At 70.1% G+C, this 21,813-nt stretch carries 22 protein-coding genes; 12 read left to right on the top strand and 10 right to left on the bottom strand.

The window, feature by feature from the left end; translation table 11 throughout:
• The coding region (locus tag FCG67_RS25120) for an HNH endonuclease signature motif containing protein (protein WP_246045262.1) at positions 1-995 on the top strand (995 nt) is incomplete at its 5' end.
• Between the two features lie 63 nt (positions 996-1,058).
• Here FCG67_RS25120 and FCG67_RS24070 read toward each other — a convergent pair.
• The 3 genes from FCG67_RS24070 to FCG67_RS24080 form a co-directional block, all read right to left on the bottom strand.
• Positions 1,059-1,691 carry a DUF305 domain-containing protein gene (locus FCG67_RS24070; protein WP_136912100.1) on the bottom strand — a complete coding sequence of 211 codons (633 nt, stop codon included), beginning with the start codon at positions 1,689-1,691 and terminating at the stop codon, positions 1,059-1,061.
• Between the two features lie 68 nt (positions 1,692-1,759).
• Entirely contained in the window at positions 1,760-2,275 is a 516-nt protein-coding gene (locus tag FCG67_RS24075) for a hypothetical protein (RefSeq protein WP_136912101.1), read from the bottom strand.
• A 23-nt stretch (positions 2,276-2,298) separates the two neighbouring features.
• The gene (locus FCG67_RS24080; RefSeq protein WP_136912143.1) at positions 2,299-2,976 is read right to left on the bottom strand and encodes a hypothetical protein; all 678 of its coding nucleotides are present in this window, start codon (positions 2,974-2,976) and stop codon (positions 2,299-2,301) included.
• A 132-nt stretch (positions 2,977-3,108) separates the two neighbouring features.
• Between FCG67_RS24080 and FCG67_RS24085 the strand changes: the two genes are divergently transcribed.
• Positions 3,109-3,957, top strand: a complete 849-nt coding sequence (locus tag FCG67_RS24085; protein WP_136912102.1) for an AraC family transcriptional regulator — start codon at positions 3,109-3,111, stop codon at positions 3,955-3,957.
• Entirely contained in the window at positions 3,954-4,367 is a 414-nt protein-coding gene (locus FCG67_RS24090; protein WP_136912103.1) for a VOC family protein, read from the top strand. The genes FCG67_RS24085 and FCG67_RS24090 overlap by 4 nt, the downstream gene beginning before the upstream one ends.
• Here FCG67_RS24090 and FCG67_RS24095 read toward each other — a convergent pair.
• From FCG67_RS24095 to FCG67_RS25640, 3 genes are read right to left on the bottom strand one after another with little or no spacing between them, the layout of a single operon-like run.
• A complete protein-coding gene (locus FCG67_RS24095; protein ID WP_136912104.1) occupies positions 4,337-5,380 on the bottom strand; it encodes a glutathione S-transferase family protein in 1,044 nt (347 codons plus the stop codon). The two genes, FCG67_RS24090 and FCG67_RS24095, sit on opposite strands and share 31 nt — an antisense overlap.
• Before the next feature lie 32 nt (positions 5,381-5,412).
• Complete coding sequence (locus FCG67_RS24100) at positions 5,413-5,961, bottom strand: GNAT family N-acetyltransferase (RefSeq protein ID WP_342775508.1); 549 nt, start codon at positions 5,959-5,961, stop codon at positions 5,413-5,415.
• A complete protein-coding gene (locus FCG67_RS25640; RefSeq protein WP_342775509.1) occupies positions 5,912-6,748 on the bottom strand; it encodes a phosphatase PAP2 family protein in 837 nt (278 codons plus the stop codon). The genes FCG67_RS24100 and FCG67_RS25640 overlap by 50 nt, the downstream gene beginning before the upstream one ends.
• A gap of 114 nt (positions 6,749-6,862) precedes the next feature.
• On the opposite strand from FCG67_RS25640, the gene FCG67_RS24105 reads away from it, so the two are divergent.
• The 6 genes from FCG67_RS24105 to FCG67_RS24130 are packed head-to-tail and all read left to right on the top strand — an operon-like array spanning position 6,863 to position 12,963.
• Positions 6,863-7,471, top strand: coding sequence for a PadR family transcriptional regulator (locus tag FCG67_RS24105; protein WP_136912144.1), 609 nt, complete (start codon positions 6,863-6,865; stop codon positions 7,469-7,471).
• A gap of 1 nt (position 7,472) precedes the next feature.
• On the top strand, positions 7,473-8,939 hold the full coding sequence (locus FCG67_RS24110) for an MFS transporter (RefSeq protein ID WP_136912106.1): 1,467 nt from the start codon (positions 7,473-7,475) through the stop codon (positions 8,937-8,939).
• A 33-nt stretch (positions 8,940-8,972) separates the two neighbouring features.
• A complete protein-coding gene (locus FCG67_RS24115; protein WP_136912107.1) occupies positions 8,973-9,794 on the top strand; it encodes an enoyl-CoA hydratase/isomerase family protein in 822 nt (273 codons plus the stop codon).
• Positions 9,795-9,841: 47 nt separating this feature from the next.
• Positions 9,842-10,603 (top strand): crotonase/enoyl-CoA hydratase family protein, encoded by a 762-nt coding sequence (locus FCG67_RS24120; protein ID WP_136912108.1) that lies wholly within the window; start codon positions 9,842-9,844, stop codon positions 10,601-10,603.
• A gap of 17 nt (positions 10,604-10,620) precedes the next feature.
• Positions 10,621-11,961 (top strand): DUF1254 domain-containing protein, encoded by a 1,341-nt coding sequence (locus tag FCG67_RS24125; RefSeq protein ID WP_246045263.1) that lies wholly within the window; start codon positions 10,621-10,623, stop codon positions 11,959-11,961.
• A gap of 39 nt (positions 11,962-12,000) precedes the next feature.
• A complete protein-coding gene (locus FCG67_RS24130; RefSeq protein ID WP_136912109.1) occupies positions 12,001-12,963 on the top strand; it encodes an adenosine deaminase in 963 nt (320 codons plus the stop codon).
• A gap of 58 nt (positions 12,964-13,021) precedes the next feature.
• Here the strand turns inward: FCG67_RS24130 and FCG67_RS24135 are convergent, their stop codons facing one another.
• The gene (locus FCG67_RS24135) at positions 13,022-14,335 is read right to left on the bottom strand and encodes a D-arabinono-1,4-lactone oxidase (RefSeq protein ID WP_136912110.1); all 1,314 of its coding nucleotides are present in this window, start codon (positions 14,333-14,335) and stop codon (positions 13,022-13,024) included.
• A 76-nt stretch (positions 14,336-14,411) separates the two neighbouring features.
• Between FCG67_RS24135 and FCG67_RS24140 the strand changes: the two genes are divergently transcribed.
• Together FCG67_RS24140 and FCG67_RS24145 are read left to right on the top strand one after the other, a co-directional pair.
• Positions 14,412-15,068 (top strand): TetR/AcrR family transcriptional regulator, encoded by a 657-nt coding sequence (locus FCG67_RS24140; RefSeq protein WP_077042399.1) that lies wholly within the window; start codon positions 14,412-14,414, stop codon positions 15,066-15,068.
• 75 nt (positions 15,069-15,143) lie between these two features.
• Complete coding sequence (locus FCG67_RS24145; RefSeq protein ID WP_136912146.1) at positions 15,144-16,322, top strand: amino acid deaminase/aldolase; 1,179 nt, start codon at positions 15,144-15,146, stop codon at positions 16,320-16,322.
• Here FCG67_RS24145 and FCG67_RS24150 read toward each other — a convergent pair.
• Together FCG67_RS24150 and FCG67_RS24155 are read right to left on the bottom strand one after the other, a co-directional pair.
• Positions 16,319-19,774, bottom strand: coding sequence for a TM0106 family RecB-like putative nuclease (locus tag FCG67_RS24150; RefSeq protein WP_136912111.1), 3,456 nt, complete (start codon positions 19,772-19,774; stop codon positions 16,319-16,321). The genes FCG67_RS24145 and FCG67_RS24150 overlap by 4 nt on opposite strands.
• Before the next feature lie 70 nt (positions 19,775-19,844).
• Positions 19,845-20,348 carry a uracil-DNA glycosylase family protein gene (locus FCG67_RS24155; RefSeq protein WP_136912112.1) on the bottom strand — a complete coding sequence of 168 codons (504 nt, stop codon included), beginning with the start codon at positions 20,346-20,348 and terminating at the stop codon, positions 19,845-19,847.
• Here FCG67_RS24155 and FCG67_RS24160 point away from each other — a divergent pair.
• A complete protein-coding gene (locus tag FCG67_RS24160; RefSeq protein ID WP_136912113.1) occupies positions 20,347-21,114 on the top strand; it encodes an SIR2 family NAD-dependent protein deacylase in 768 nt (255 codons plus the stop codon). The genes FCG67_RS24155 and FCG67_RS24160 overlap by 2 nt on opposite strands.
• Positions 21,115-21,129: 15 nt before the next feature.
• On the opposite strand, the gene FCG67_RS24165 is transcribed toward FCG67_RS24160, so the two are convergent.
• Positions 21,130-21,768, bottom strand: a complete 639-nt coding sequence (locus tag FCG67_RS24165) for a hypothetical protein (protein ID WP_136912114.1) — start codon at positions 21,766-21,768, stop codon at positions 21,130-21,132.
• Between the last annotated feature and the right edge of the window lie 45 nt (positions 21,769-21,813).

The raw sequence follows: 21,813 nt of genomic DNA on the forward strand, positions 1-21,813 counted from the left end.
ATGTCGCGACGCTGGTGGGGTTGTTGTCCGAGCCGGCGTACCTGCATGGGCACGGGCTGATCGATCCGGAGCTGGCGCGCAGGCTGGCGGCGGACGGGACCTGGCAGGCCCTGCTCACCGAGGCACTCAACCTGGCCGAGGAGCTGGGCCTGATCGCCCACGACGAGGACGCCGCCAGTGATGCCAACGGCAACGGCGACCGTGCGGCCGCAGAAACTGTCAATGACATTGCCCCGGAGCCGGAGCCGGAGCCGGTCGCGGACACCGACGAGAAACCCGAAACCGAAACGCATAGTGAGAAGTCTGTCCACATCAAGGCCGACGCACCCGGCCCCGACACGCCGCCACCACCACTACCGCCGCGGTTCTGCGTGCGCTCATATTTAGCCCGCGGAAGTCGCCGAAAAGCCGGCTACATCCCCGATTTCGGGACGCTTGCTCCACCGCATCCGAGCACTTCACCACCACCGGCCCCGACCAGCATCGGCACCATCACCGACGCGATCCTCGCCGCCATCGATGCCGACCCCACCCTGGCCCGACCGGAACACCCCGACGGACACGGCGGCCTGACCGCCCCACCCGACGGCGCCCTCACCTACCGCCCCGACGCCGCCACCACCGCACTCGTCCACGCCCGCGACGGACACTGCCGATTCCCCGGCTGCACCCGCCCCGCCGCCGGGTGCCAACTCGACCACATCATCGAATACCGGGCCCACGACCCGATCACAGGTGGCTGGACCATCGTCACCAACCTGCACTGCCTCTGCCAGTTCCACCACCAACTCAAAACCCTCGGCCTCTGGACCGTCACCGCACTACCCGGCCACGCAATGCTCTGGACCTCCACCACCGGCACCACCGCCCTCACCCTCCCCACCGGCGCCCACGGCAGCCACACCCTCACCACCCCGACCCCACGCATCACCGGCCGCCGCGGCCACACCCCGCCTCTGAAACCGAAAACACCGCCGTTGCCGCCACCGTTCTGAACGCAAACGTCCCCGCGGCCACCAGCGTGACCACGGGGATGTTCAGCGGTGAGGCTCGCGCGACTACTGCTCGAGCATCGACTTCATCTGGTCGATCTCGTCCTCCTGGCCGGCGATGATCTTCTTCGCGAGCTCCTGGACCTGCTCGCTCTGTCCGTCAGTCAGGATCGCGGACGAGGACTCCACCGCGCCCTGATGGTGGGCGATCATCATCTCCAGCCACGCCCGGTCGAAATCGGCTCCCGAGGCCTGCTCGAGCTGCGTCATCTGCTCCGCTGTCATCATCCCGTCGCCGCCGTCGCCATGGCCCATATCGGCGTGGCTCATGTCGGCTGCCATCGTCGGCACGCCCCACTCGGCGAGCCATCCCGTCATCTGCACGATCTCGGGGTCCTGGGCGGCCTTGATCTGGCCGGCCAGCGCCAGCAGTTCCGCATTCTCGGTGCGGCCCTCGGCCAGCGCCGCCATCTCCACGGCCTGCTGGTGGTGCGGGATCATCATCTGCACCCACATGACATCGGCGTTGTTGTGCGTGCCCGATGACGCGGACTGCTCAGAACTCGAGGACATCGACATCGAGCCCATCGAATCCATCGGGTGGCCGGATCCGGAGTCGTCGTTGGAACAGCCCGCGATCAGGGCGACGGTGGCAGCGGCCGCGGCGATCATGCCGGTGGTCTTGGTACGTGTGTTCATCGTTCTTCCTTGGTCTTTCGAGTGCGGATCAGTGGCCGAACTGCGTCGAGCACGACGCAGTGGCCCTGTCAGACCCGCAGAAGGCACAAGGTGGCAAGGCGATTCGAGGTGGGCGCGGCAAAGGGCGGCCCGCGACCGGTGTAGGTGACCGCGGACCGGCCGCGGCGCATCCGGGTGCCCGCGCCCGTCGGGAGCCCGAACGCGATCAGGGACATCGCCAGCAGCACTGCCGAGAGCAGGACGGCGACGCACGCGTTGAGCATGTGGTGGCCGCCGGTGTGATCGGCCGGCTGCTGGTCCGCGGGCGCGGCATGGGCCGACGTCTCGGGTAGCGACGCCGGCCGATCCGGCGCCATGGCGTTGGACGCGGATCCGGTCATCGCCCCGTGGGCTGCGTTCGGGGTTCCCGCGTCGTGCGTATCCACCGCATGCGCGCTGACCGCAGTCGGCGAGCCGTGAGCCGGCCCGGCGCCCTGCACGGCCGCCGCCACGTGATGCATCGCCAGCAGGCCGAACACCAGCGCGCCGAGCAGCAACGCGCACGAGAGTGCGGCGCGCTGTGGGGCGATGCGGAGCCGGTCCATGCCTAGACCATACCCTGCGGGGGTCAGGTAGTGAGCTCCAGCGGCCACCGCGCGGGTGCGGGACCGAAGGCGTCGCGCGCGTTGTTGATCACGCCCTTGCCGATCACCCGGTTGCCGGTGCCGCCGATCGCGGCGCCGATACCGGCGGGTACCAGCTTGCCCAGGATCAGCGCACTACGGCGGGCCGCGTACTTGGTGACGAATTTGTGGATCAGCTTCCGGTTCATCCCGGTCATGGTCTGCGCCGGGAGCCGGTTGGTGATGAGCGAGCCCCAGTTCTTCGTGGTCGCGCCGACGGCCTTCTCCACGATCTCCATACCCGAGGCGCCCAGCGCCACCGCGAGTACCAGCGCCCGGCGCTGCTCGTGCTGCTGCACCGAGATGCCGTGCACCGAGGCGATCGCCAGTGTCAACAGGGCCGAGGCCTCCAAGAAGAACACCGACTCGGCGCCGACCGCCGCGATGGAGCCGACCGTGCCGATGCCGGGCACCGCCGCGGCCGCGCCCACCGCGCCGCCGCTGCCGGTCACAGCGGTGAGGAAGATCTTCTCCATCCGCTCGACGATCTGCTGAGGGTTCTCGTCGGGGTGGGCGCGGCGAACCCGGTCCACGTACTTCTGGATCGCGGGTCCCTGCAGCTTGGCGCCGTTGTCGAGCAGCGACACTATGACCTTCTCGATGCGTCCCAGCTTGTCCGCCATGGTCTTCCCCTCCGTCACGGCCAGCACCGTTCGCGGCCGAACCTAGGTCCAACGGTCGGCCTCGTCGTGTTTGTTCCTGGCCCGGGCACGTCATCCCTGGATGCGACGCAGATCACTGCCTACGCTGAGTTCATGACCGGGCACTCGGAGGGTAGACGGGCATCGCCCGCGCAGGCCCTGCGCCCGTTCGTCGGTCCCTACGAGGGCTATCGGCTGACCGGGTTCGAGCCCGGCTCGCACCTGGGTCTGCCCTCGCCGTACCTGACGGTGATCATCGCGCTCGACGCCCCGCTCGAACTCGCACGGATGTCCGATCCGCGGCAGCAGCCCGGCGCCTGGGGCACCCTCGCCAGCGGCCTGTCCACTGCGCCGGTCACGATCCGGCACGACGGCAACCAGCACGGTGTCCAGCTCGCCCTCACCCCGGCCGGTTCCAGGGCGCTGCTCGGTGTGCCCGCCGCCGAGCTCGGCGCCTGGGTCGTCGAGCTCGAGGACCTGCTCGGCACCGACTCCGAGGAGTTGAGCGACCGGATCGCCGCGCAGCCCTCCTGGGAGGCCCGCTTCGCGGTGCTCGACGAGGTGCTGTCCCGCCGCCTCGCCGACGCCGAGATCGATCCGCACCTCGAGCACGCGTGGCAGCTCCTGACGGCCGCCGAGGGTGTGGTCCGGGTCGGCCAGGTGGCCCGCGAGATCGGTTGGAGCAGACGGCACCTGGTCGGACGGTTCGCCGCGGAGTTCGGAGTCAGCCCCAAGGAGGCGGCCAAGCTGGCTCGATTCCACCGCTCGCATCAACTCCTGCGGAGCCGGCCGTCCATCTCGCTCGCCGACGCCGCCGCCCGGTGCGGCTTCTACGACCAGGCCCACCTGGCGCGCGATTGGCGGGACATCGTCGGGATCCCGCCCTCGAGGTGGCGGGCCGAGGAGCTGTTCTCATTCATCCAAGCGGACCAGACATCGGAAGGAGCAGTGTCGAGGGCATGAGCACACAGACGACCAACACCACCACGATCTGGCCCACGCTCAGCTACGCGAACGCGCGAGGGGCCATCGCGTTCCTCGTGAACGCCTTCGGATTCGTCGAGACCGCCGTCTACGGCGAGGGGGAGCGGGTCGACCACGCCCAGCTCGACTGGCCGGGCGGCGGCGGCATCATGCTCGGCTCGCAACGCCCGGATTCCGCCGTCGGGGACCTGCCGACGGGGGTCGGCTCGGTGTACATCGTCGTGCCGGACCCCGACGCGCTGTACCGGCGTGCCGTCGATGGCGGGGCCACCATCGTGAAGGGGCTGACCGACGAGGACTACGGCTCCCGCGGGTTCACCTGCCGCGACCCCGAAGGCGTGTACTGGAGCTTCGGAACCTACGCGGGGGAGCCGCCAAGGACCCAGTGATCGGCGGGGACCACCTCGTCGGGCTTCGGTGGATGCGGCGGCGTGCCATCGCCGAACGGTCTGCCGCCCAACGCTTCCCGTCCATGCGGCTCGAGCCAGTTGGCGAGATTCGGTCCCTTGGGGATGATCTGGGTCGGGTTCACGTCGGAGTGCACCACGTAGTAGTGCTTCTTGATCTGCGCGAAGTCGATGGTGTCGCCGAAGCCCGGCGTCTGGAACAGGTCCCGCGCGTAGTCCCACAGCACGTGCATCTCGGTGAGCTTGCTGCGGTTGCACTTGAAGTGCCCGTGGTAGACCGGATCGAACCGGACCAGGGTGGTGAACAGTCGGACGTCCGCCTCGGTGATGGTGTCGCCCACCAGGAATCGCTGCGTCGCCAGCCGGTGGGTCAGCCAGTCCAACCTCGCGAAGAGACGGTCGTAGGCCTCTTCGTACGACTCCTGGGTGCCGGCGAATCCGCAGCGGTACACGCCGTTGTTGACGTCCTTGAACACCAGCTCGGCGACCTCGTCGATCTCCGGTCGCAGCGCCTCCGGGTACAGGTCGGGTGCGCCCTCGCGGTGGAACTGCTTCCACTCGGTCGAGAGATCGAGGGTGATCTGTGGATAGTTGTTGGTCACCACCTGACCGGTCGGGATGTCGACGATCGCGGGCACCGTGATCCCGCGCGGATAGTCCGGGAAGCGGGCCAAGTATGCGTCCTGCAGTCGCGGGATCTTCAGCACCGGGTCCAGTCCGCCCGGATCGAGGTCGAAGGTCCAGCTCCGCTGGTCGTGGGTCGGCCCGCAGATGCCCATCGACAGGACGTCCTCGAGGCCGAGCAGGCGCCGCACGATGATGGCCCGATTCGCCCAGGGGCAGGCCCGCGCGACGACGAGTCGGTAGCGGCCGGGTTCGACCGGGTAGCCGTCGCGGCCGTCCGCGGTGATCCGGGTGTTGATGTAGCGGGTGTCGCGGGTGAACTCCTGGCCCGCTTCGACATACGACCCGGTCGTGCTGTTCTCGTCGGTCACTGTTCATCAACTCCGTCGACGGTGGGCAACAATCACACGGTACTTCGCGGGAGCGTGGCCGCGGTATGGACGCCCAGTTCCTCGTAGCCCAGCGACGCGGCAAGCCGGCGCGAGGCCGTGTTGCCGGGGTGGCTGCGCCACTGCGGGATCAGGCCGACGTCGATCGCGTCGTTCGTCGTCAGCCGGGCCACCACGGCTCCGTGTCCGCGTCGGCGATGGTCCGGCGACGTGAGCGTGCCCATGTGGGCCAGAATGCCCTGCCATTCCGCATACCCGGACGAGGACAACGGCGTGCCGGCGGCATCGACGAGCGTGAACCAGTTCCGCTTGCCGGTGAGGTCGGCCTCCGCCGCGTCGTCGGGCGGGCAGGCCGACTGCAGGGCCAGCACGTGTTCGAGGTCGTGCGAGATCAGTGGGTCCTCGCGGCCGATCTCGGTGCCCACGTCGGCGGCGAACGACAGCAGCCGCGGGCCCGAACATTTGCCGCCGTGGTCCTTGGTGATCGTGAGTATCGTCGCGCCGTCGGTCAGCTCATCGTCGCTGTAGTGCTCCGCCCGCTCGATCGCCCAGTCCGGGCCCACCAGAGCGCTCGCTCCAGCCAGCCGGAGGAACCGGACCCGGTCGGAGCTCTGGTCCACCCGGATATGCCGGGTGCCCGGCCGGGCCAGGCCGAGGTCCGGCAGTCCCAGTTCCCTGGCCCAGGCCAGGGCGATGATGTCGATCTGATGGGCGTCCACCCTCGCCACGGTATCGGTCCCGGCGCGCGGCGCACGCCGGCCACAGCAACGCCGCCCAGCCGACGACGACGAGCACCGCGGCGATCACGTCGCTCGGCCGGTGCCACTGGCAGATCATCACCGCGGACCCGGCGGCGGCGGCCCCACACATCAGCGCGGCCGCCGCCGACCGCGAGCCCGGGGTCAGGACCATCGCCAGCCCGACCGCCAGCGAGGTGATCACGGTGACGTGCCCGCTGGGGAGCGTGTTCTGCGCGCCCCAGCCGAGGTACGGCCGGTCGAGCAGCACCTTGACCGCCTGCGTGGTGAGGTTCGCGCCCGCGATCACCGCAAGCGCGACGACGATCGAGCGCGGTCGACGACGGATCAGCCCGATGAGGACGATCGCGCCGATCACCGCGGCGATGACCGTCGCGTTCACCGCACCGAGCAGGGCGAAGCCCGCCTCGTGCCAGGAGTCGGGTGCGGCGTTCGCGGTGCGCATGAACCGCTGGTCGAGGAGCTGGCCGCCCTCGGTGGTGACGAACACCGAGTGCACGAGCATCAGCGCGATCGCGCACATCGCCGCGATCGTCGCGCCCGGAATGAACCGCGATACGCGGCCACGGGCCTTCGCCTTCGGGGTCCCCATTCGGATCAGGATGCCGCGCCCACATGAGAGCTTCATGAGAAAGCTGTTGCCGACCATCCCTCCGCGCCGTATATTCCATCTGGATTAATTGGTGCGGAATAGGAAGGCGTGAACGTGGCGGCAACGGCGTTGACTCCCCTCGGGATCACGGTGCTTGCGCTGCTGTTCGAGCGGCCCATGCATCCGTACGAGATGTACCAACTGCTCATCCAGCGGCGCGATGATCGGCTGGTGAAGATCCGGCCGGGCTCGCTCTATCACACCGTCGACCGGCTGGAGCGGCAGGAACTCGTCGCAGTGCTCGGCACGGAGCGTGAGGGCAACCGTCCCGAGCGCACCACCTACGCCATCACCGAGGCAGGCCGGGCGGCGCTGACCGTGCGGATCCGCGAGATCCTGGCCACCCCGGTCAGCGAATACCCGCAGTTCCCGGTGGCCCTCGCGGAGGCGCACAATCTCGACGCGGGCACCGTCTGCGAGCTGCTCGGCGAACGGGTGTCCCGGATCGACGAGGACATCCGGGAACTCGAGGGGATGCGGCAGGCGGTGGTGGCCGAGGACATCCCGCGGGTCTTCTGGTTCGGGATGGACTACCTGCGGGCCGTCGCCAAGGCCGAGGCCGACTGGCTGCGGGGTCTGATCGTGGAGATCGAGAGCGGCGAACTGCCTTGGCTCACAGAGGAACTCATCAGTAAGCGCAATCCCCAACTTGCGAAGGATTGACATGCAAACCGAGATCAAGCAATGGCCGGCGCTGTGGGCGCTGTGCCTCGGGTTCTTCATGATCCTGGTGGACTCCACCATCGTCGCGGTCGCGAACCCGGCGATCATGGAGGATCTGCAGACCGACATCAACAGCGTCGTGTGGGTGACCAGTGCCTATCTGTTGGCCTACGCGGTCCCCCTACTCGTCACGGGCAGACTCGGTGACCGATTCGGTCCCAAGAACCTCTACCTGGTCGGGCTCACGCTGTTCACCGCGTCCTCACTCTGGTGCGGTCTGTCCGGCAACATCGAGATGCTCATCGTCGCCCGCGTGTTCCAGGGCTTCGGCGCCGCGCTGATGACCCCGCAGACGATGGCCGTGATCACCCGGATCTTCCCGCCGGACAAGCGCGGTACCGCGATGGGGCTGTGGGGTGCCGTCGCCGGTGTCGCCACCCTGGTCGGCCCGCTCGCGGGCGGCGTCCTGGTCGACGGACTCGGCTGGCAGTGGATCTTCATCGTCAATGTCCCGGTCGGCATCATCGCCTTCTTTGCCGCGTGGCGGTTCGTGCCGTCGCTCGAGACCCATCAGCACCGTTTCGACATCCCCGGCGTGATCCTGAGTGCCGCGGGCATGTTCTTCCTGGTCTTCGGTCTGCAGGAGGGCAACACCTACGACTGGTCCGCGCTGGTCTGGCTGTCGATCGTCGCCGGCATGATCCTGCTCGCGGTCTTCATCTGGTACCAGTCGTGGAACAAGAACGAGCCCCTGCTGCCGCTGGGACTGTTCAAGGACCGCAACTTCTCCCTGGCCAATATCGCGATCACGTCGATGGGCTTCTCGATCACCGCGATGGTGGTGCCGCTGATGTTCTACGCGCAGGCCGTCCGTGGGCTCTCGCCGACCGGTTCGGCGCTGCTGATGGTCCCGATGGCGGTGCTCACCGGCGCGCTGGCGCCGAACGTCGGCAAGCTGGTGGACCGGGTGCACCCGCGCTATATCGCCGCGCCCGGCTTCCTGATGCTCTCCATCTCGCTCGGCTGGCTCGGGTTGGTGATGAAGCCGGACGTCGCGATCTGGGAGCTGCTGCTGCCCATCGCCCTGATGGGCGTCGCGAACGCCTTCATCTGGTCGCCGCTGGCGGCAACCGCCACCAGGAACCTGCCGATGAACGCGGCGGGTGCGGGCTCCGGTGTGTACAACACCACGCGCCAGGTCGGTGCGGTGCTCGGTAGCGCAGGCATCGGTGCCCTGATCACCTCGCGGCTGACCGCCAATGGCGTACCCACCGGTGGTGAGCACGAGGCGGGCGGTGCGATGCCGAGCTTCATCGTGGACGGGTTCAGCACCTCGATGGCGCAGGCGGTGCTGCTGCCCGCGGGCGTGCTGCTGATCGGTTTCGTTGCGTCGCTGTGCTTCTCGAGGCCGATCCGTGAGGGCGACAAGCCCCCGGTCGACGTCGAGCAGCAACGCGTCCAGGCCTAGGCCGCGCGGGCTCGGGTGTGGCAGGCTGACGCCATGACTGCGTCGTTCCCGCCTGCCGGTTCCGAGCCCGCCCAGCCGACCCGGCTGGAGCGCATCACCACGGACGCAGGCGCCGAGATCGCCGTGCTGACCTTCGCGCACGGACCGTTGAACCTGTTCGACCAGGCAATGTTCGACGCGATCACCGCCGACGTGGACGCACTGAGCGCGGCCCCGCCGCGTGCGGTGCTGCTGCGCGCGGAGGGCAAGGTCGTCTCCGGCGGCGTGGACGTGCACGTCTTCGAGGGGTTGAGCACCGAGCAGGGTGCCGAGCTGTGGCGGACCCTGTTCGCGGAGATCATCCACCAGATCGAGGCCCTGCCCTGCCCGGTGGTGTACGCCGCGCACGGGCTGACGCTCACCGCCGCGTTCGAGATCGCGCTCGCCTGCGACATCATCCTCGCCGCGCCCAGGGCCAAGTTCGGTCTCGTCGAGACGGTGGTCGGGTTGACGCCGTCGATGGGCGGGCCGCAGCGGCTCGCCGAGCGCGCCGGTTCGGGCCGGGCCAGGGAACTGGTGATGACCGGCGATCTGTACGACGCCGCGACATTGGCCTCCTGGGGGGTCGTCAACGCGGTGCACGAGGACGTCGACACGGCCGCCCGCGCCCTGGTCTCGCGGCTCGCGGACGGCCCAACCCGTGCGCACCACGCCACCAAGCAGATCATCGAGGCCTGGCGCTCCGGCGGTGTGGCACACGCGGACTCGATCACCCCGGAGGTCTCGGGCCGGCTGTTCGGTACCGAGGACCTCGCGGGCGCGGTCCGTAGCTTCCTCGATGTCGGACCCGGCAAGGCCACCTACACGGGGCGCTGAGCGCGGAGTCGGCTCGCGTCGGCGCGGCAGCGCCTAGGGTGGGCGGCATGTCTGATGAAGTGCTGCTCGAACGTCGTGGCCGCATCCTGGTCATCACCATCAATCGCCCGCAGGCGCGCAACGCGATCAACGCCGCGGTCAGCAATGGGCTCGCGGCCGCGGTCGACGAACTCGACGCCGATCCGGACCTGTCGCTCGCCGTCCTGACCGGCGCCGGGGGCAACTTCTGCGCGGGCATGGATCTCAAGGCGTTCGTCGCGGGCGAGAACGTGATCGCCCCCGGCAAGGGGCTCGGCTTCACCGAGGCGCCGCCCCGCAAGCCGATCATCTCCGCCGTCGAGGGATACGCGCTCGCGGGCGGCACCGAGCTGGTGCTGGCGACGGACCTGGTGGTCGCGTCCTCGGAGGCCAGGTTCGGCATCCCCGAGGTCAAGCGGGGACTGGTCGCCGCCGGTGGCGGCCTGCTGCGGCTGCCGAAGCGGATTCCGTACCAGAAGGCGCTCGAATTGGCGCTCACCGGAGACAGTTTCACCGCCGAGGAGGCGCATGGCTACGGTTTCGTCAACCGGCTGACCGAACCCGGCAAGGCGCTCGACGGCGCGCTGGAGCTCGCCGAGCGGATCACGGCCAACGGCCCGCTCGCGGTCGCCGCCACCAAGGAGGTGATCGTCAAGTCGTCCGGCTGGACCGACGAGGAAGCGTTCACGCGGCAGCTCGAGCTGATGGGACCGGTCTTCGCCTCGGAGGACGCGCAGGAGGGGGCGATCGCCTTCGCACAGAAGCGCGCCCCGGTCTGGAAGGGCCGATAGGAGTGCGCCGACGTCGGGTGGCGGTGCTGTCGACACTCGTGCTGATGGCCGGACTACTCGGCGGGTGCGCCTCGCAGGAACAGGATTCGGCGAAGGCGCCTGCAGACGTCGCGGCCGACGGCTACGTCTACGGCTACGCGCCGATCGCCCTGGCCCGGACCCGGGCCAACATGATCTGCCTGCTGCCGGTCAACCAGCTCTACAGCCAGGCCGCCATGTCGGGGCCGGAGACCAGGGTGGTCGTCGCCCCGAACGCGGACACCCTGTACTCGATCGCCTGGCTCGACCTCCGGTCCGGCCCGGTGCTGCTGACCCATCCGGAGATGGGGGAGCGGTACTTCGATTTCCAGCTGCTCGACATGTACACCAACGTGTTCGGCAACATCGGCACCAGGGAGACCGGGCAGGCGGCGGGCTCGCACGTGATCGTGCCGCCCGGCTGGCACGGCGAGACGCCCGCGGGCGCCGCGGTGATCGAGTCGCCCACCTGGGATGCCTGGATGATCGGGCGCACCCTTGTGGAGTCCGATGCGGACCTCGCCGCGGCTCGCGCCGCCCAGCACCAGTACAAGATGACCGTGCTCGCCTCCCTGATCCCGGACGCGCCGCCGCCGCTGCCCCCGACCGACTGCGGCAACAACCCGGCGCCGCAGGCGATCGCGGGCTCCGGGCCGAAGGTCTTCGACGAACTGTCCGCGGTCCTCGCGGCCAACCCGCCGCCCGCGGCGGACGCACCGATGCTCGAGCAGCTCGCCACCCTCGGCGTGACGCCAGGCGCGACCCCCAGCGGCGGCGAGCCGGACGACGTCGCGGCCCTGGCGGCGGGGGTTGTCCGCGGCGACAAGCAGATCGTCGGGCTCGCGACCACCTCGTTCGGTGGCGACGGGCCGTGGAGCTCGCTGCAGGACGCGGGCCGGTACGGCACCGACTACCTGCACCGCGCGGGGGTCGCGAAGATCGGGCTCGGGGCGAACGTGCCCGAGGAGTCGATGTACTACGTCGCCAGGACCGACTCGGGCGGCGCCGCGTTGCGCGGAGACGGTGGCGGCTATCGGCTGCACTTCCCGGCGGGCGGGCTGCCGCCGATCGACGAGCGCGGCTTCTGGTCCGTCACCCTGTACGGACCGGACATGTTCTTCGTGGCGAACCCGTTGGGCCGCTATGCGATCGGTGACCGCACCCCCGGACTGGTGCGGGGCGCCGACGGCTCGCTCGACCTCTGGATCGGAGACGAGCCGCCCGCGTCCGGTCCGTCCAACTGGTTGCCGGCCCCGCCCGGCGAGTTCGTTCTCATGCTGCGCTCCTACCTGCCGACCGACCAGTCGTGGACGCCGCCGAGTCCGGACCCGGCGCGCTGACGCGGGATACTGGACGCCTGACGACCTCAGGAGGACACCGTGTCGACCCCGCTCGCCGAGCTGCACATGCACATCGAGGGATCCCTCGAACCGGAGCTGATCTTTGCGCTCGCCGAGCGCAACAAGGTGGAGTTGCCCTACCGGGACCTCGATGACCTGCGCGGCCGCTACGAGTTCAGCGACCTGCAGTCCTTCCTGGACCTCTACTTCGCGAACATGGCGGTGTTGCGGACCGAGCAGGACTTCGCCGACCTGGCCCGCGCCTATTTCGCGCGTGCGGCGGCGGGCGGTGTCCGGCACGCGGAGATCTTCTTCAACCCGCAGGCGCACACGGTCCGCGGGGTGCCGCTGCGCGCGGTCCTCGACGGGCTGGCCGATGCCGTCCGCGCCAGCGAGGCCGAGTTCGGGGTGTCCAGCGACCTGATCGCGGCCGTGCTGCGGGACCGGCCGGTGCCCGAGGCCGAGGCGATGCTGGACGAGGTGCTCAGGCTGGACGTCCCGGTCCTCGGTCTCGGCCTTGACTCCGCCGAGGTCGGCTATCCGCCGTCGCTGTTCGTCGACGTGTTCGCGCGGGCGCGGGCGAACGGGCTGCGCACGGTGGCACACGCGGGGGAGGAGGGCCCGCCCGACTACATCTGGCAGGCGCTGGATCTGCTCGAGGTGGAGCGGATCGACCACGGCGTGCGGTGCCTGGAGGACGAGGCCCTGATCGCGCGACTCGTGGACGAGCAGATCCCCCTGACCGTCTGCCCGCTGTCGAACGTGCGGCTGAAGGTGGTCGACACCCTGGCCGAGCATCCGCTGCGCCAGATGCTCGAGGCGGGACTGCTGGTCACGGTGAACTCCGACGACCCCGCCTACTTCGGCGGGTACGTCGACGACAACTTCGCCCGCCTGCAGGCGGAGCTCGGGCTCACCGAGCAGGAACGGGAGACCCTGGCCCGCAATTCCATCCGGGCCTCGTTCGCCTCGCCGGAGCGTAAGGCGGCGCTGCTCGGCTGAACTGTGAGCGATTTGCACCCCAACCGGGGTGCAAATCACTCACAGGCGCGGAGCGCCGTTATCCCAGTACCTGGCGCAGGTAGGCGTTGTCGAACACCCGGGCCGGGTCGTACTTGTCCCGCACCGAACGGAACTCGTCGAAGTGCGCGTAGGTCGGCTGCAGGTCCGCTGCGGTGCGCGAGTGCAGCTTGCCCCAGTGCGGTCGTCCGTCGACGGCGCGGGCGATCGACTCCACGGCGTTGAAGTACTCGCCGTGATCGCGACGGTGGTACTGGTGCACGGCGATGTAGGCGGTGGCGCGGCCGTTCGCGGTCGAGAGCCAGACATCGTCGGCCGCCGCGAAGCGGACCTCGACCGGGAAGGCGACCCGGAAGTCGGACTTCTGCAGCCAGCCGTCGATCTCGCGAAGTGTCTCGGGCAGCGCCTCGGCGGGGATCGCGTACTCCATCTCGCGGAACCGCACCCGGCGCGGGGAGGCGAACACCGCGTAGTTGCGATCGGTGAACTCGCGCGCCGAGAGTGCCCGTGAGGAGAGGTTGTTGATCCGCGGGATCGCGGCCGGGAACCGGGCGGCGACGCGGTTGACGCCCTCGAACAGGGTGTTGGAGAGCAGTTCGTCGTCGATGTAGCCGCGGACCTTGTTGACGGGGGTGAGCGGGGTGTCCCCGGGCAGGCGGGTGTTGTGCTTGGTCAGCACCCGGTCGGTGTGCGGGAACCAGTAGAACTCGAAGTGGTCGACGCCGTGGGCGTGCTCGTCGATCCGTTCCATGGTCTCGCTCAGTCGCGCGGGGGCCTCGACCGCGCGCATGGCGTAGGCGGGCTCGCACAGCAGCGTCATCGACGCGATGACGCCGAGCGCGCCGAGTCCGAGCCGCGCCGCGTTGAACAGCTCGGCGTTCTCCTCCGCGGAGCAGTTCACCACCGACCCGTCCGCCAGCACGATCTGCAGACCGCGGACCTGGGTGGCCAGGCCCCCGAATCGGGCGCCAGTGCCGTGGGTGCCGGTCGAGATCGCGCCCGCGATGGACTGCACGTCGATGTCGCCGAGGTTCGTCATCGCGAGACCCAGAGACCACAATGTGGGATTGAGTTCGTTCAGTCGGGTGCCCGCGAGGACGGTGACGAGGGCGCCCGACGGTTCCACCGGGATCACGGACTGGATCCCCGTAAGGTTGTCCAGGCTGATCTGCACGCCGTCGGTGACCGCGACGGGTGTGAAGGAATGTCCGGCACCAACGCACTTGACGTGCAAGCCTTCCGCTGCGGCGCGGGTGATCTCGTCACTCAGCTCCGCGACAGTCGCGGGTGCAGCGAGGCGAGTGGGCCGTGCGCTGGCGCAGCCGGCCCAGTTCTGCCAGAAATGTGATTCCATTCACTCATAATCTACTGGACGATCGTCCAGGTCAACACCTGATACGGAACTGGCTCCGGCGTTCTAGGATCGGCAGATGCTGAATCGGCTTCCTGCGGACGAACGTCGCGCCCAACTCGTCGAGTCCGCGATGGGTATCGCGGAACGCACCGGGATCAACTCCGTCACCATTCGTGCCGTCGCCGAGGAGGCGGGGGTCTCGCTCGGGGTGGTCCACTACTGCTTCGAGAACAAGGAAGCGCTGGTCGCCGCCATGGGCGAGGCCCTCGTTCTCCAGCTCAGCGCTGCGCTGCGGTACGCATTCGGTACGGCGCAGGGCGAAGGTGACCAGAGCGGCCTGCGTGGCCTGCGCGAGGTGCTGCACAGCGGCCTGTCCAATATGTGGCCGCTCATCGAGATGACGCCGAATCGGCAGCTGCTCACCTACGAGATCACCGCATACGGCCTCAGGCAGCAGGCCGCGGGCGCCGAGCTGGCCGGGTCCATCGCATCGCTGCAGTATCGGACGATGGACATCGAGGCGACCGCCTTCCTCGAGGAGACGGCCCGGTACACGGGGACCACCTGGACCGAACCGGTCGAGCACATCGCCCGCTTCTGCCTCGCGGTGATCGACGGCATCGTGCTGCGGTGGCTTGTCGACCGTGACGGCGAGGCGGTGATCGCCCAGCTCGACGACGCGGTGCAGATGATCGCCATGAAGGCGGTCGAGGCGGAAGCCGAGCAGGCCTAAAACCTGGACACTCGTCCAGTTGGATGGTTGACTCAGGCCATGACCTCGACCCGCGAACGGCTGGACTCCTACGCCATGACCTCCACCCGCGAACGGCTGGACGCCGCAACCCGTGAACTCGATCCGCCGCTGGCCGCGGTGGATCTCGGCACGCTGCGCACCAATGCCGCGGACCTCGTGCGGCGCGCCGGTGGCACCCCGGTCCGGGTGGCCAGCAAGTCGGTTCGCTGCCGGGCGGTGCTCGAGGAGACGCTGGGTTCGGGGCTCACCGCGCAGGGTGGATTCCGGGGCATCATGTCCTACTCGCTGCGCGAGGCGATCTGGCTGGTCCGGCTCGGCGCGCGCGATGTGCTGATGGGATACCCGACCGTCGACCGGGGTGCGCTCGCAGAGCTCGCCTCCGACCCGCTGCTGCTCGAGTCGATCACGCTGATGATCGACAACTCGGGCCAACTCGATGTGCTGCACGACGCGGCGGGCAGCACCTCGGTGCCTGCCCGGGTATGCCTGGACATCGACGCCTCGCTGCGGGTGGGCCCGCTCCATCTCGGCGTCCGTCGGTCGCCGCTGCGGACCCCCGACGAGGCCGCGGTTGTCGCCCGCGAGGCCAAGCGCCGCGGGTTCGTCGTGGTGGGCGTGATGTTCTACGAGGCCCAGATCGCAGGCCTGCCGGACACCAGCGCGCCGGTTCGGCTGGTCAAGCGCGCCTCCGCCGCCGAGCTCGCGACCAGGCGCACGGCGGTCGTGGATGCCGTCACCGCCACCGTCGGGGAGCTGCAGATCGTCAACAGCGGCGGCACCGGCTCGCTCGAGGTCAGCTCCGCCGACAGTTCGGTCACCGAGGTGACGGCCGGTTCCGGGTTGTACGTGCCGACCCTCTTCGACCGGTACAACGCGTTCACCCCGCGCCCGTCGGTGTACTTCGCGCTGTCCGCGGTCCGCAAGCCGACGTCGCGCATCGCCACCCTGTTCGGCGGCGGCTACATCGCGTCCGGCCCCGCGGGCCCCACACGGGTGCCGACCCCCGTCTGGCCCGCGGGTCTCAAGCTCACCAGGAACGAGGGCGCGGGCGAGGTCCAGACCCCGGTGACCGGCGATCCGGCAGCGGCCCTTCGGATCGGGGACCGCGTCTGGTTCCGGCACGCCAAGGCAGGCGAGCTCTGCGAGCGGTTCAACGAGCTGCACCTCGTCGAGGCCGACGGGACCCGCACCCCGGTGCCGACCTTCCGCGGCGAGGGGCAGTGCTTCGGCTAGAGGTGTGTCCGCATGAACGCGCCGAGTTCGGTCAGTCCGGCGGGAGTGGTCGGTAGGTAGTCGGTCAGCCCCGGGGAGCGGACGATCACGGCGCGCCATTTTCCGCGGGAGAGAGCCACGTTGAGTCGGTTCCTGGACAGCAGGAAGCCCATGCCTCGGGGAACCTCGTCGGCCGAGGACGCCGTCATCGACATCAGCACCACCGCGGCCTCCCGGCCCTGGAACTTGTCGACGGTGCCCACGAGGACCTCGTCGAGTCCCGCATCGGCGAGGGTCCGGCGGAGCAGGCTCACCTGGGCATTGAAGGGGGCGACGACGAGGATGTCCGACTGCGCGAGCGGGCGGGTGTCCTCGCCTGCACCGGGTGTCCACGGGGTGCCGAGCAACGCGCGCACCTCCGCCGCGATGGCCTCGGCCTCCTCGACGGACTCCGTCGAGTTGCCGCGGTGCTCGACGTACAGGGCAACAACGCCGGGTTCCACGCCAGCGAGGGCGCGGGCGGTGGTCGCCGACTCCTGCGAGTGCAGCCGTCCGTCGTAGGACAGGTCCGAGACCGCCGCACACACCGCTGGGTGCATCCGCCAGGTCCGGTCCAGGAAGTAGCCGAGCTCAGGTGGCAGCGCGCCGTGACCCTCCGCCAACCAGCCAAGGGCGGAGGTGTCCACCGGCTCCGGATGGGTGCCCTGGCTGACCTGCGGCAGCTGCTGAGGGTCGCCCAGCAGTAGCAGGTTGCGTGCGGAGATCGCCACCGCGACGGTGTTGGCGAGCGAGAACTGGCCGGCCTCGTCGACCACCAATAGGTCCAGGCTGCCTGCGGGAACCCGGGCGGTGTGCGCGAGATCCCATGCGGTCCCGCCGATCACGCAGCCCGTCGGCTCGTGCTCGGTGAGGAAGGCCGCGAGTCCGCTGGACTCGACCTTCGTCCACGCCGGGTTCTCGGCCAGACCGGAACCGGGCTTCTTCGCGACCCACTCGCCGGGCACCCCGGCGCGCACGATCCCGTCGAGCATGTTCTCGACCACCGAATGTGATTGGGCGACAACGCCGATTCGCCAGCCGTGCCGATTCACCAGCTCGGCGACCACCGCGGCGCCGGTGTGGGTCTTGCCGGTTCCGGGTGGCCCCTGCACCGCGAGGTAGGAGTCGTCGAGGTCGCGCAGTGCTGCGACGATCGCGGCGGCCCTGTGGTCCGGGTCGGCGACGGGGAGCGGATTGCCGGCGCGCGTGCGGGGCGGCACCCGGCGCAGCACGTCGACGGCGGCCGAGGCGGGCATCGACGGCAGGGCCGCGGCCATCGCGGCGGCCTGTTCGGCGATCGCGGCTTCGATGGCGACCGTCCGGACCGGCTGGCCGGGGGCCAGGGCCATCGGTAGGACGGCGTGCGGGCCGGTGCCGGTCGGCTCTAGTTCCTCCACGACCGCCACCTCGCGTGGCTCGCCGTCGGGCCCGACCTCCTCCTCGAGCGCGAGGACCGTGACGAGGACGGCGCCGCGGGTACGCGGGTCGTCGGAGCCGATCCCGGTGCCCTGCTCGTAGAGGGCGTACAGCTGGTCGCCGACGCGCACCGTGGTGCCTGCGCCCCAGTGTCCGGCGAGGCGAACATGCCTGCGCTGCTTGCGTTGCCGCGGGGTGCTCTTGTGCCACTCCACGGGCACCTCGGCCCGCTCGGCCACCAGCACGTCGGCGGACTCCGCCCACTCGTCCTCGGGCTGGACGAGCCGGTCGAAGTGCGCCCACCAGAACGGTTTGCGCTCGCGTCGGTGGTAGCCGACCGCGGCGGCCATCAGGGCCGCGGCCCGCTGGTCGTCGGTGCGCTCACCGGGCAGGGCGTCGCCGACATGGTCGCGGAGCGCGGTCTCGGCCGCGCTCGCTTCCTCGACGGGCGCCGAGATCACCTGCTGCGCCGGGTGCGGCTGCACTCCGTGCTCGGCCGCGACGGCCCGCAGCCAGTCCCGCAGCCGCAGCGTGGAGACGCAGTCGTACTCGTTGTAGTCGGCGATCGCCTTCAGGAGGTCCTGTGCCTCGCGCTCGCGCCCCGCGTCGCGCAGCGCGCAGTAGTTCGAGTAGGCGACGATCGAGGCGGCGGCGTTGGTCACGTCGCCGTCGCGTAGCTGCTCGCCCATGTACAGGGGTTCGAGCTTCTTGATCGAGTACGACGAGGCGCCGACCCGGACCGCGCCGCGGACCACCGGGTACAGGTCGACGAGCACGTTCTCCCGCAGCAGCGTATCCACCGATTCCTCGCCGACGCCGTAGCGGCCGGCCAGCCGCAGCAGCGCGGTCTTCTCGTAGGCCGCGTAGTGGTAGACGTGCATGCCGGGGAAACGTGTGCGGCGCTCGGCGACGTAGTCGAGGAAGTCGAGCAGGGCGCGGCGCTCCTGGGCACGATCGTGCGCCCAGAACGGGCGGAAGGTCCCGTCGGTCTCCGTCACGCCGAACAGGTACTCGAGGCCCCAGTCGGTGGACCCGTCCTCCGCCCACAGCGGGTCGCCCTCGAAGTCGAAGAAGATGTCGCCCGGGTCGGGCTCCGGGACGGCGGCGAGCGCGCTCGCTCCGTCGATCACCTCGTACACGGGGGCGTGCGAGCGCTCCTGCCGGACCTGTGCGGCCGCCTGGGCCCGCAGTCCGCCGAAGGTGCGTGCGCTCATGCCCTCGACCGGCCCGGTGTGGTCGGCGAGGGCGTCGAGGTCCGCGACGCCACCGCGAATCAGCTTCTCCCGCTGCGAGAATCGCATACCGGCCACCAGCAGCAGGTCCCGGGTCCGCACGATCTCCGGCGTGCACTGCTCGCACCGGCCGCAACCGCGGTAGCGCGGATCGGACCAGGCCACGGGCGCCTGCTCGCGGTGGTGCCCGTCGAGGATCCGGACCAGCTCGTCGCGACGCTGTCGGAACACCGGCGCGATGTCGCCCAGTGCGAAGTCCGCGGTGCTGTGATCGCCGAGGACCAGCGTGGCGTGCGGCGCGGCGGGGACGCCGTCCGCGGTCAGTGCGTCCGCGTAGGCCGCCAGCTGCAGCAGGGCGGTGACCTTGGCGTGGCGCGAGAGCTTGGTGTCGACCACCACGTACCGGTCGCCCTCACGCACCAGGAAGTCGCAGAAGCCGAGGAAGCGTCCGTCGAAGAAGGTGCCCTGGTAGATCACGTCCGCGCCCGACCGGGCCGCTGCCACCGTGGCCTTGTTCGCCCGGGTCAGCTCCTCCCAGTCCAGGCGCGGTCGGTCGATCCGCACCACGCCGTCCCCGAAGCGCTCGACGTACCGTTCGAGCTGACGCTGTTCGTGCGCGTCGCCGAGCTCGGACGTCCGGGCCAGCATCGGGTCCGTCCGGTCGGCGCCTGCCGGTTCGATCCGCCCCAGCTTCGCGTCGAGCAGGCGCAGCAGCGCGTACTCACACTCCGCGGCCTGGGACAAGTCGCTGGCGCTGAAGATCAACACGTCGTCGAGGAGGAACACGGGGACGACTATCGCAGACGGCACCGACCGAGCCGGGCGAACGCCACCCGGATCCGGGTGCGGGCGGTCGTCAGCCGCGTCCCCCGCAGGCCGCCGAGACCCCGGCCAGGGTCTGGGCCGCCGCCAACTCGGCGTCGAGCGCCGCGTCCGCCAGCACGTCGGGGTCGGCGGGATGGTCGATGCCGAGCACCGTCACCGGGCGGCCGCCGGCCGGGGTCAGCGTCAGTCGGGCGCCGGGCGCGAACCCGGGAGCGGGCTCGGGCGGTACGACGCCCGCCGCGGCCAGCGCGCGCAGCGTTGCGTCCCAGCCGGTCGGGCCGAGCGCGACGATCACCCGCACCCAGCGGCTGACCTCGGCGTACTCCCGATCCAGCCACGACGCGTCGCCGACCGCGGAGACGACCCGGGTCCCGAACAGGTGCTGGCCCGGCGCGCGCAGCCCGGTGGGTCGGGAGGCGACACCGATACGGTGCAGCGACCCGGCGATCCGGTCCTCTGCGGCCGGGTCCGGTGCCGGGTCCACGATCAGCAGCTTGGGCAGGGTGTCGCCGTATCCGGTCACAATCGTCGACATGAGCCCCATTGAACCCGATCCGGCGCTGCTCGACGCGGCCCGCACCGCGGCCCGGGTGGTGATGTTCTCCGGGGCGGGCATGTCCGCGGAGTCCGGCGTGCCCACGTTCCGCGACACGCTCACCGGGCTGTGGCAGCGGTTCGACCCGACCGAGCTGGCCACCCCGCAGGCGTGGGAACGCGATCGCGAGCTGGTCTGGGCCTGGTACCAGTGGCGAAGCGCGCTGGTGCGGCGGGTCCAGCCGAACGCCGGTCACCGCGCAGTGGCGGACTGGGCACGGTTCGCCGAACTGGCGGTGGTCACCCAGAACGTCGACGATCTGCACGAGCGGGCCGGCTCGGACGTCGCCGCGCACCTGCACGGCAGCCTCTTCGCGTCGCGGTGCAGTGCGTGCGGAACGGCGGCGCACGTCGACGTCATGCCGGATCGACTGCCGGTGGAACGTCTTTCGCCACCCAAGTGCGCGGCGTGCGGCGAGGCGGTCCGGCCGGGCGTGGTGTGGTTCGGCGAGCCGTTGCCGCAGGCGGCGTGGGACGCCGCGGAGGATGTCGTCGAGGGCTGCGACCTGATGGTGGTCGTCGGCACCTCGGGGATGGTGTACCCGGCGGCAGAACTCCCTGCGCGGGCGGCCGCGTCGGGTGCGACGGTGGTCGAGATCAATCCGGAGCCAACCGAATTGACCGCCGTGGCAACCCATTGCTGGCGGGCCACCGCGGCCCAGGCGCTGCCTGCGCTGGTGGCGGCCTGCGCTCCGGCCGGGCGCTGAACAGGCAGCTTCGTCCTAGAAGGTCCGAAGCGCCTCACGACTGAGCTGGTAGCCGTGCCCGGAAATGTCGTTGGCGCAGAGCAATCCGCCCTCGGTGCTCAGGCAGCCGAAGTCGCCCATCCGGATGCTGCTGCCGTAGGGCAGCACCTTGCTGCCCCGGGTGACCAGCGGCCTGGGCAGACACACACCTGCGGCGACGCCCTCGTCGGTGATCATCGCGTAGTCGGGGAACCACTGGCACGGTTCCTTCGCATCCGCGGGTTTGGCCGCGGACGGATAGGTGTGGTCGGTGACCTCGCACAGCAGCACGGTCGGCTCCTTCGGCGTCGAGCAGCGGATGTTGCCGCTCGGTGTCGTGAAGTGGAAGCCGATGGTGGGCGCGGCGGGGGAGGAGTCGGTCTCCTTCGCGTCGTGGTAGGTCTCGGGGTCGACCGGGGACCCGGCGTCGATCCGGGTGGCGTCGGTGGCGGCACCGGGATTCGGCGGGCGCGGCGGTGTCGGCATTCCGGAGGTGGCGGGGGTGCCCCAGTCCTTGGCGGCGACCGCAGTCCCCTCGATGCCCGCGCCCCCGCATCCGCTCACCGCCGTGCCGATCGCGACGACGCCGAGGACGCGGAGGAGGGCGGGGGCACATGCGAGGAACCGTCGCGGCATCGGTCGACTATCTCAGATGATTTCGTGCCGCTGCGCGGTGTGCTG

The sequence above is a fragment of the Rhodococcus oryzae genome, from assembly GCF_005049235.1.
Lineage (GTDB): Bacteria > Actinomycetota > Actinomycetes > Mycobacteriales > Mycobacteriaceae > Rhodococcus_G > Rhodococcus_G oryzae.

Coding starts and splice junctions, on each gene's coding strand:
- FCG67_RS24070 (WP_136912100.1), bottom strand. CDS start 1,691: ATGAACACACGTACCAAGACCACCGGCATGATCGCCGCGGCCGCTGCC.
- FCG67_RS24075 (WP_136912101.1), bottom strand. CDS start 2,275: ATGGACCGGCTCCGCATCGCCCCACAGCGCGCCGCACTCTCGTGCGCG.
- FCG67_RS24080 (WP_136912143.1), bottom strand. CDS start 2,976: ATGGCGGACAAGCTGGGACGCATCGAGAAGGTCATAGTGTCGCTGCTC.
- FCG67_RS24085 (WP_136912102.1), top strand. CDS start 3,109: ATGACCGGGCACTCGGAGGGTAGACGGGCATCGCCCGCGCAGGCCCTG.
- FCG67_RS24090 (WP_136912103.1), top strand. CDS start 3,954: ATGAGCACACAGACGACCAACACCACCACGATCTGGCCCACGCTCAGC.
- FCG67_RS25640 (WP_342775509.1), bottom strand. CDS start 6,748: ATGGGGACCCCGAAGGCGAAGGCCCGTGGCCGCGTATCGCGGTTCATT.
- FCG67_RS24110 (WP_136912106.1), top strand. CDS start 7,473: ATGCAAACCGAGATCAAGCAATGGCCGGCGCTGTGGGCGCTGTGCCTC.
- FCG67_RS24115 (WP_136912107.1), top strand. CDS start 8,973: ATGACTGCGTCGTTCCCGCCTGCCGGTTCCGAGCCCGCCCAGCCGACC.
- FCG67_RS24120 (WP_136912108.1), top strand. CDS start 9,842: ATGTCTGATGAAGTGCTGCTCGAACGTCGTGGCCGCATCCTGGTCATC.
- FCG67_RS24135 (WP_136912110.1), bottom strand. CDS start 14,335: ATGGAATCACATTTCTGGCAGAACTGGGCCGGCTGCGCCAGCGCACGG.
- FCG67_RS24140 (WP_077042399.1), top strand. CDS start 14,412: ATGCTGAATCGGCTTCCTGCGGACGAACGTCGCGCCCAACTCGTCGAG.
- FCG67_RS24145 (WP_136912146.1), top strand. CDS start 15,144: ATGACCTCCACCCGCGAACGGCTGGACGCCGCAACCCGTGAACTCGAT.
- FCG67_RS24160 (WP_136912113.1), top strand. CDS start 20,347: ATGAGCCCCATTGAACCCGATCCGGCGCTGCTCGACGCGGCCCGCACC.
- FCG67_RS24155 (WP_136912112.1), bottom strand. CDS start 20,348: ATGTCGACGATTGTGACCGGATACGGCGACACCCTGCCCAAGCTGCTG.
- FCG67_RS24165 (WP_136912114.1), bottom strand. CDS start 21,768: ATGCCGCGACGGTTCCTCGCATGTGCCCCCGCCCTCCTCCGCGTCCTC.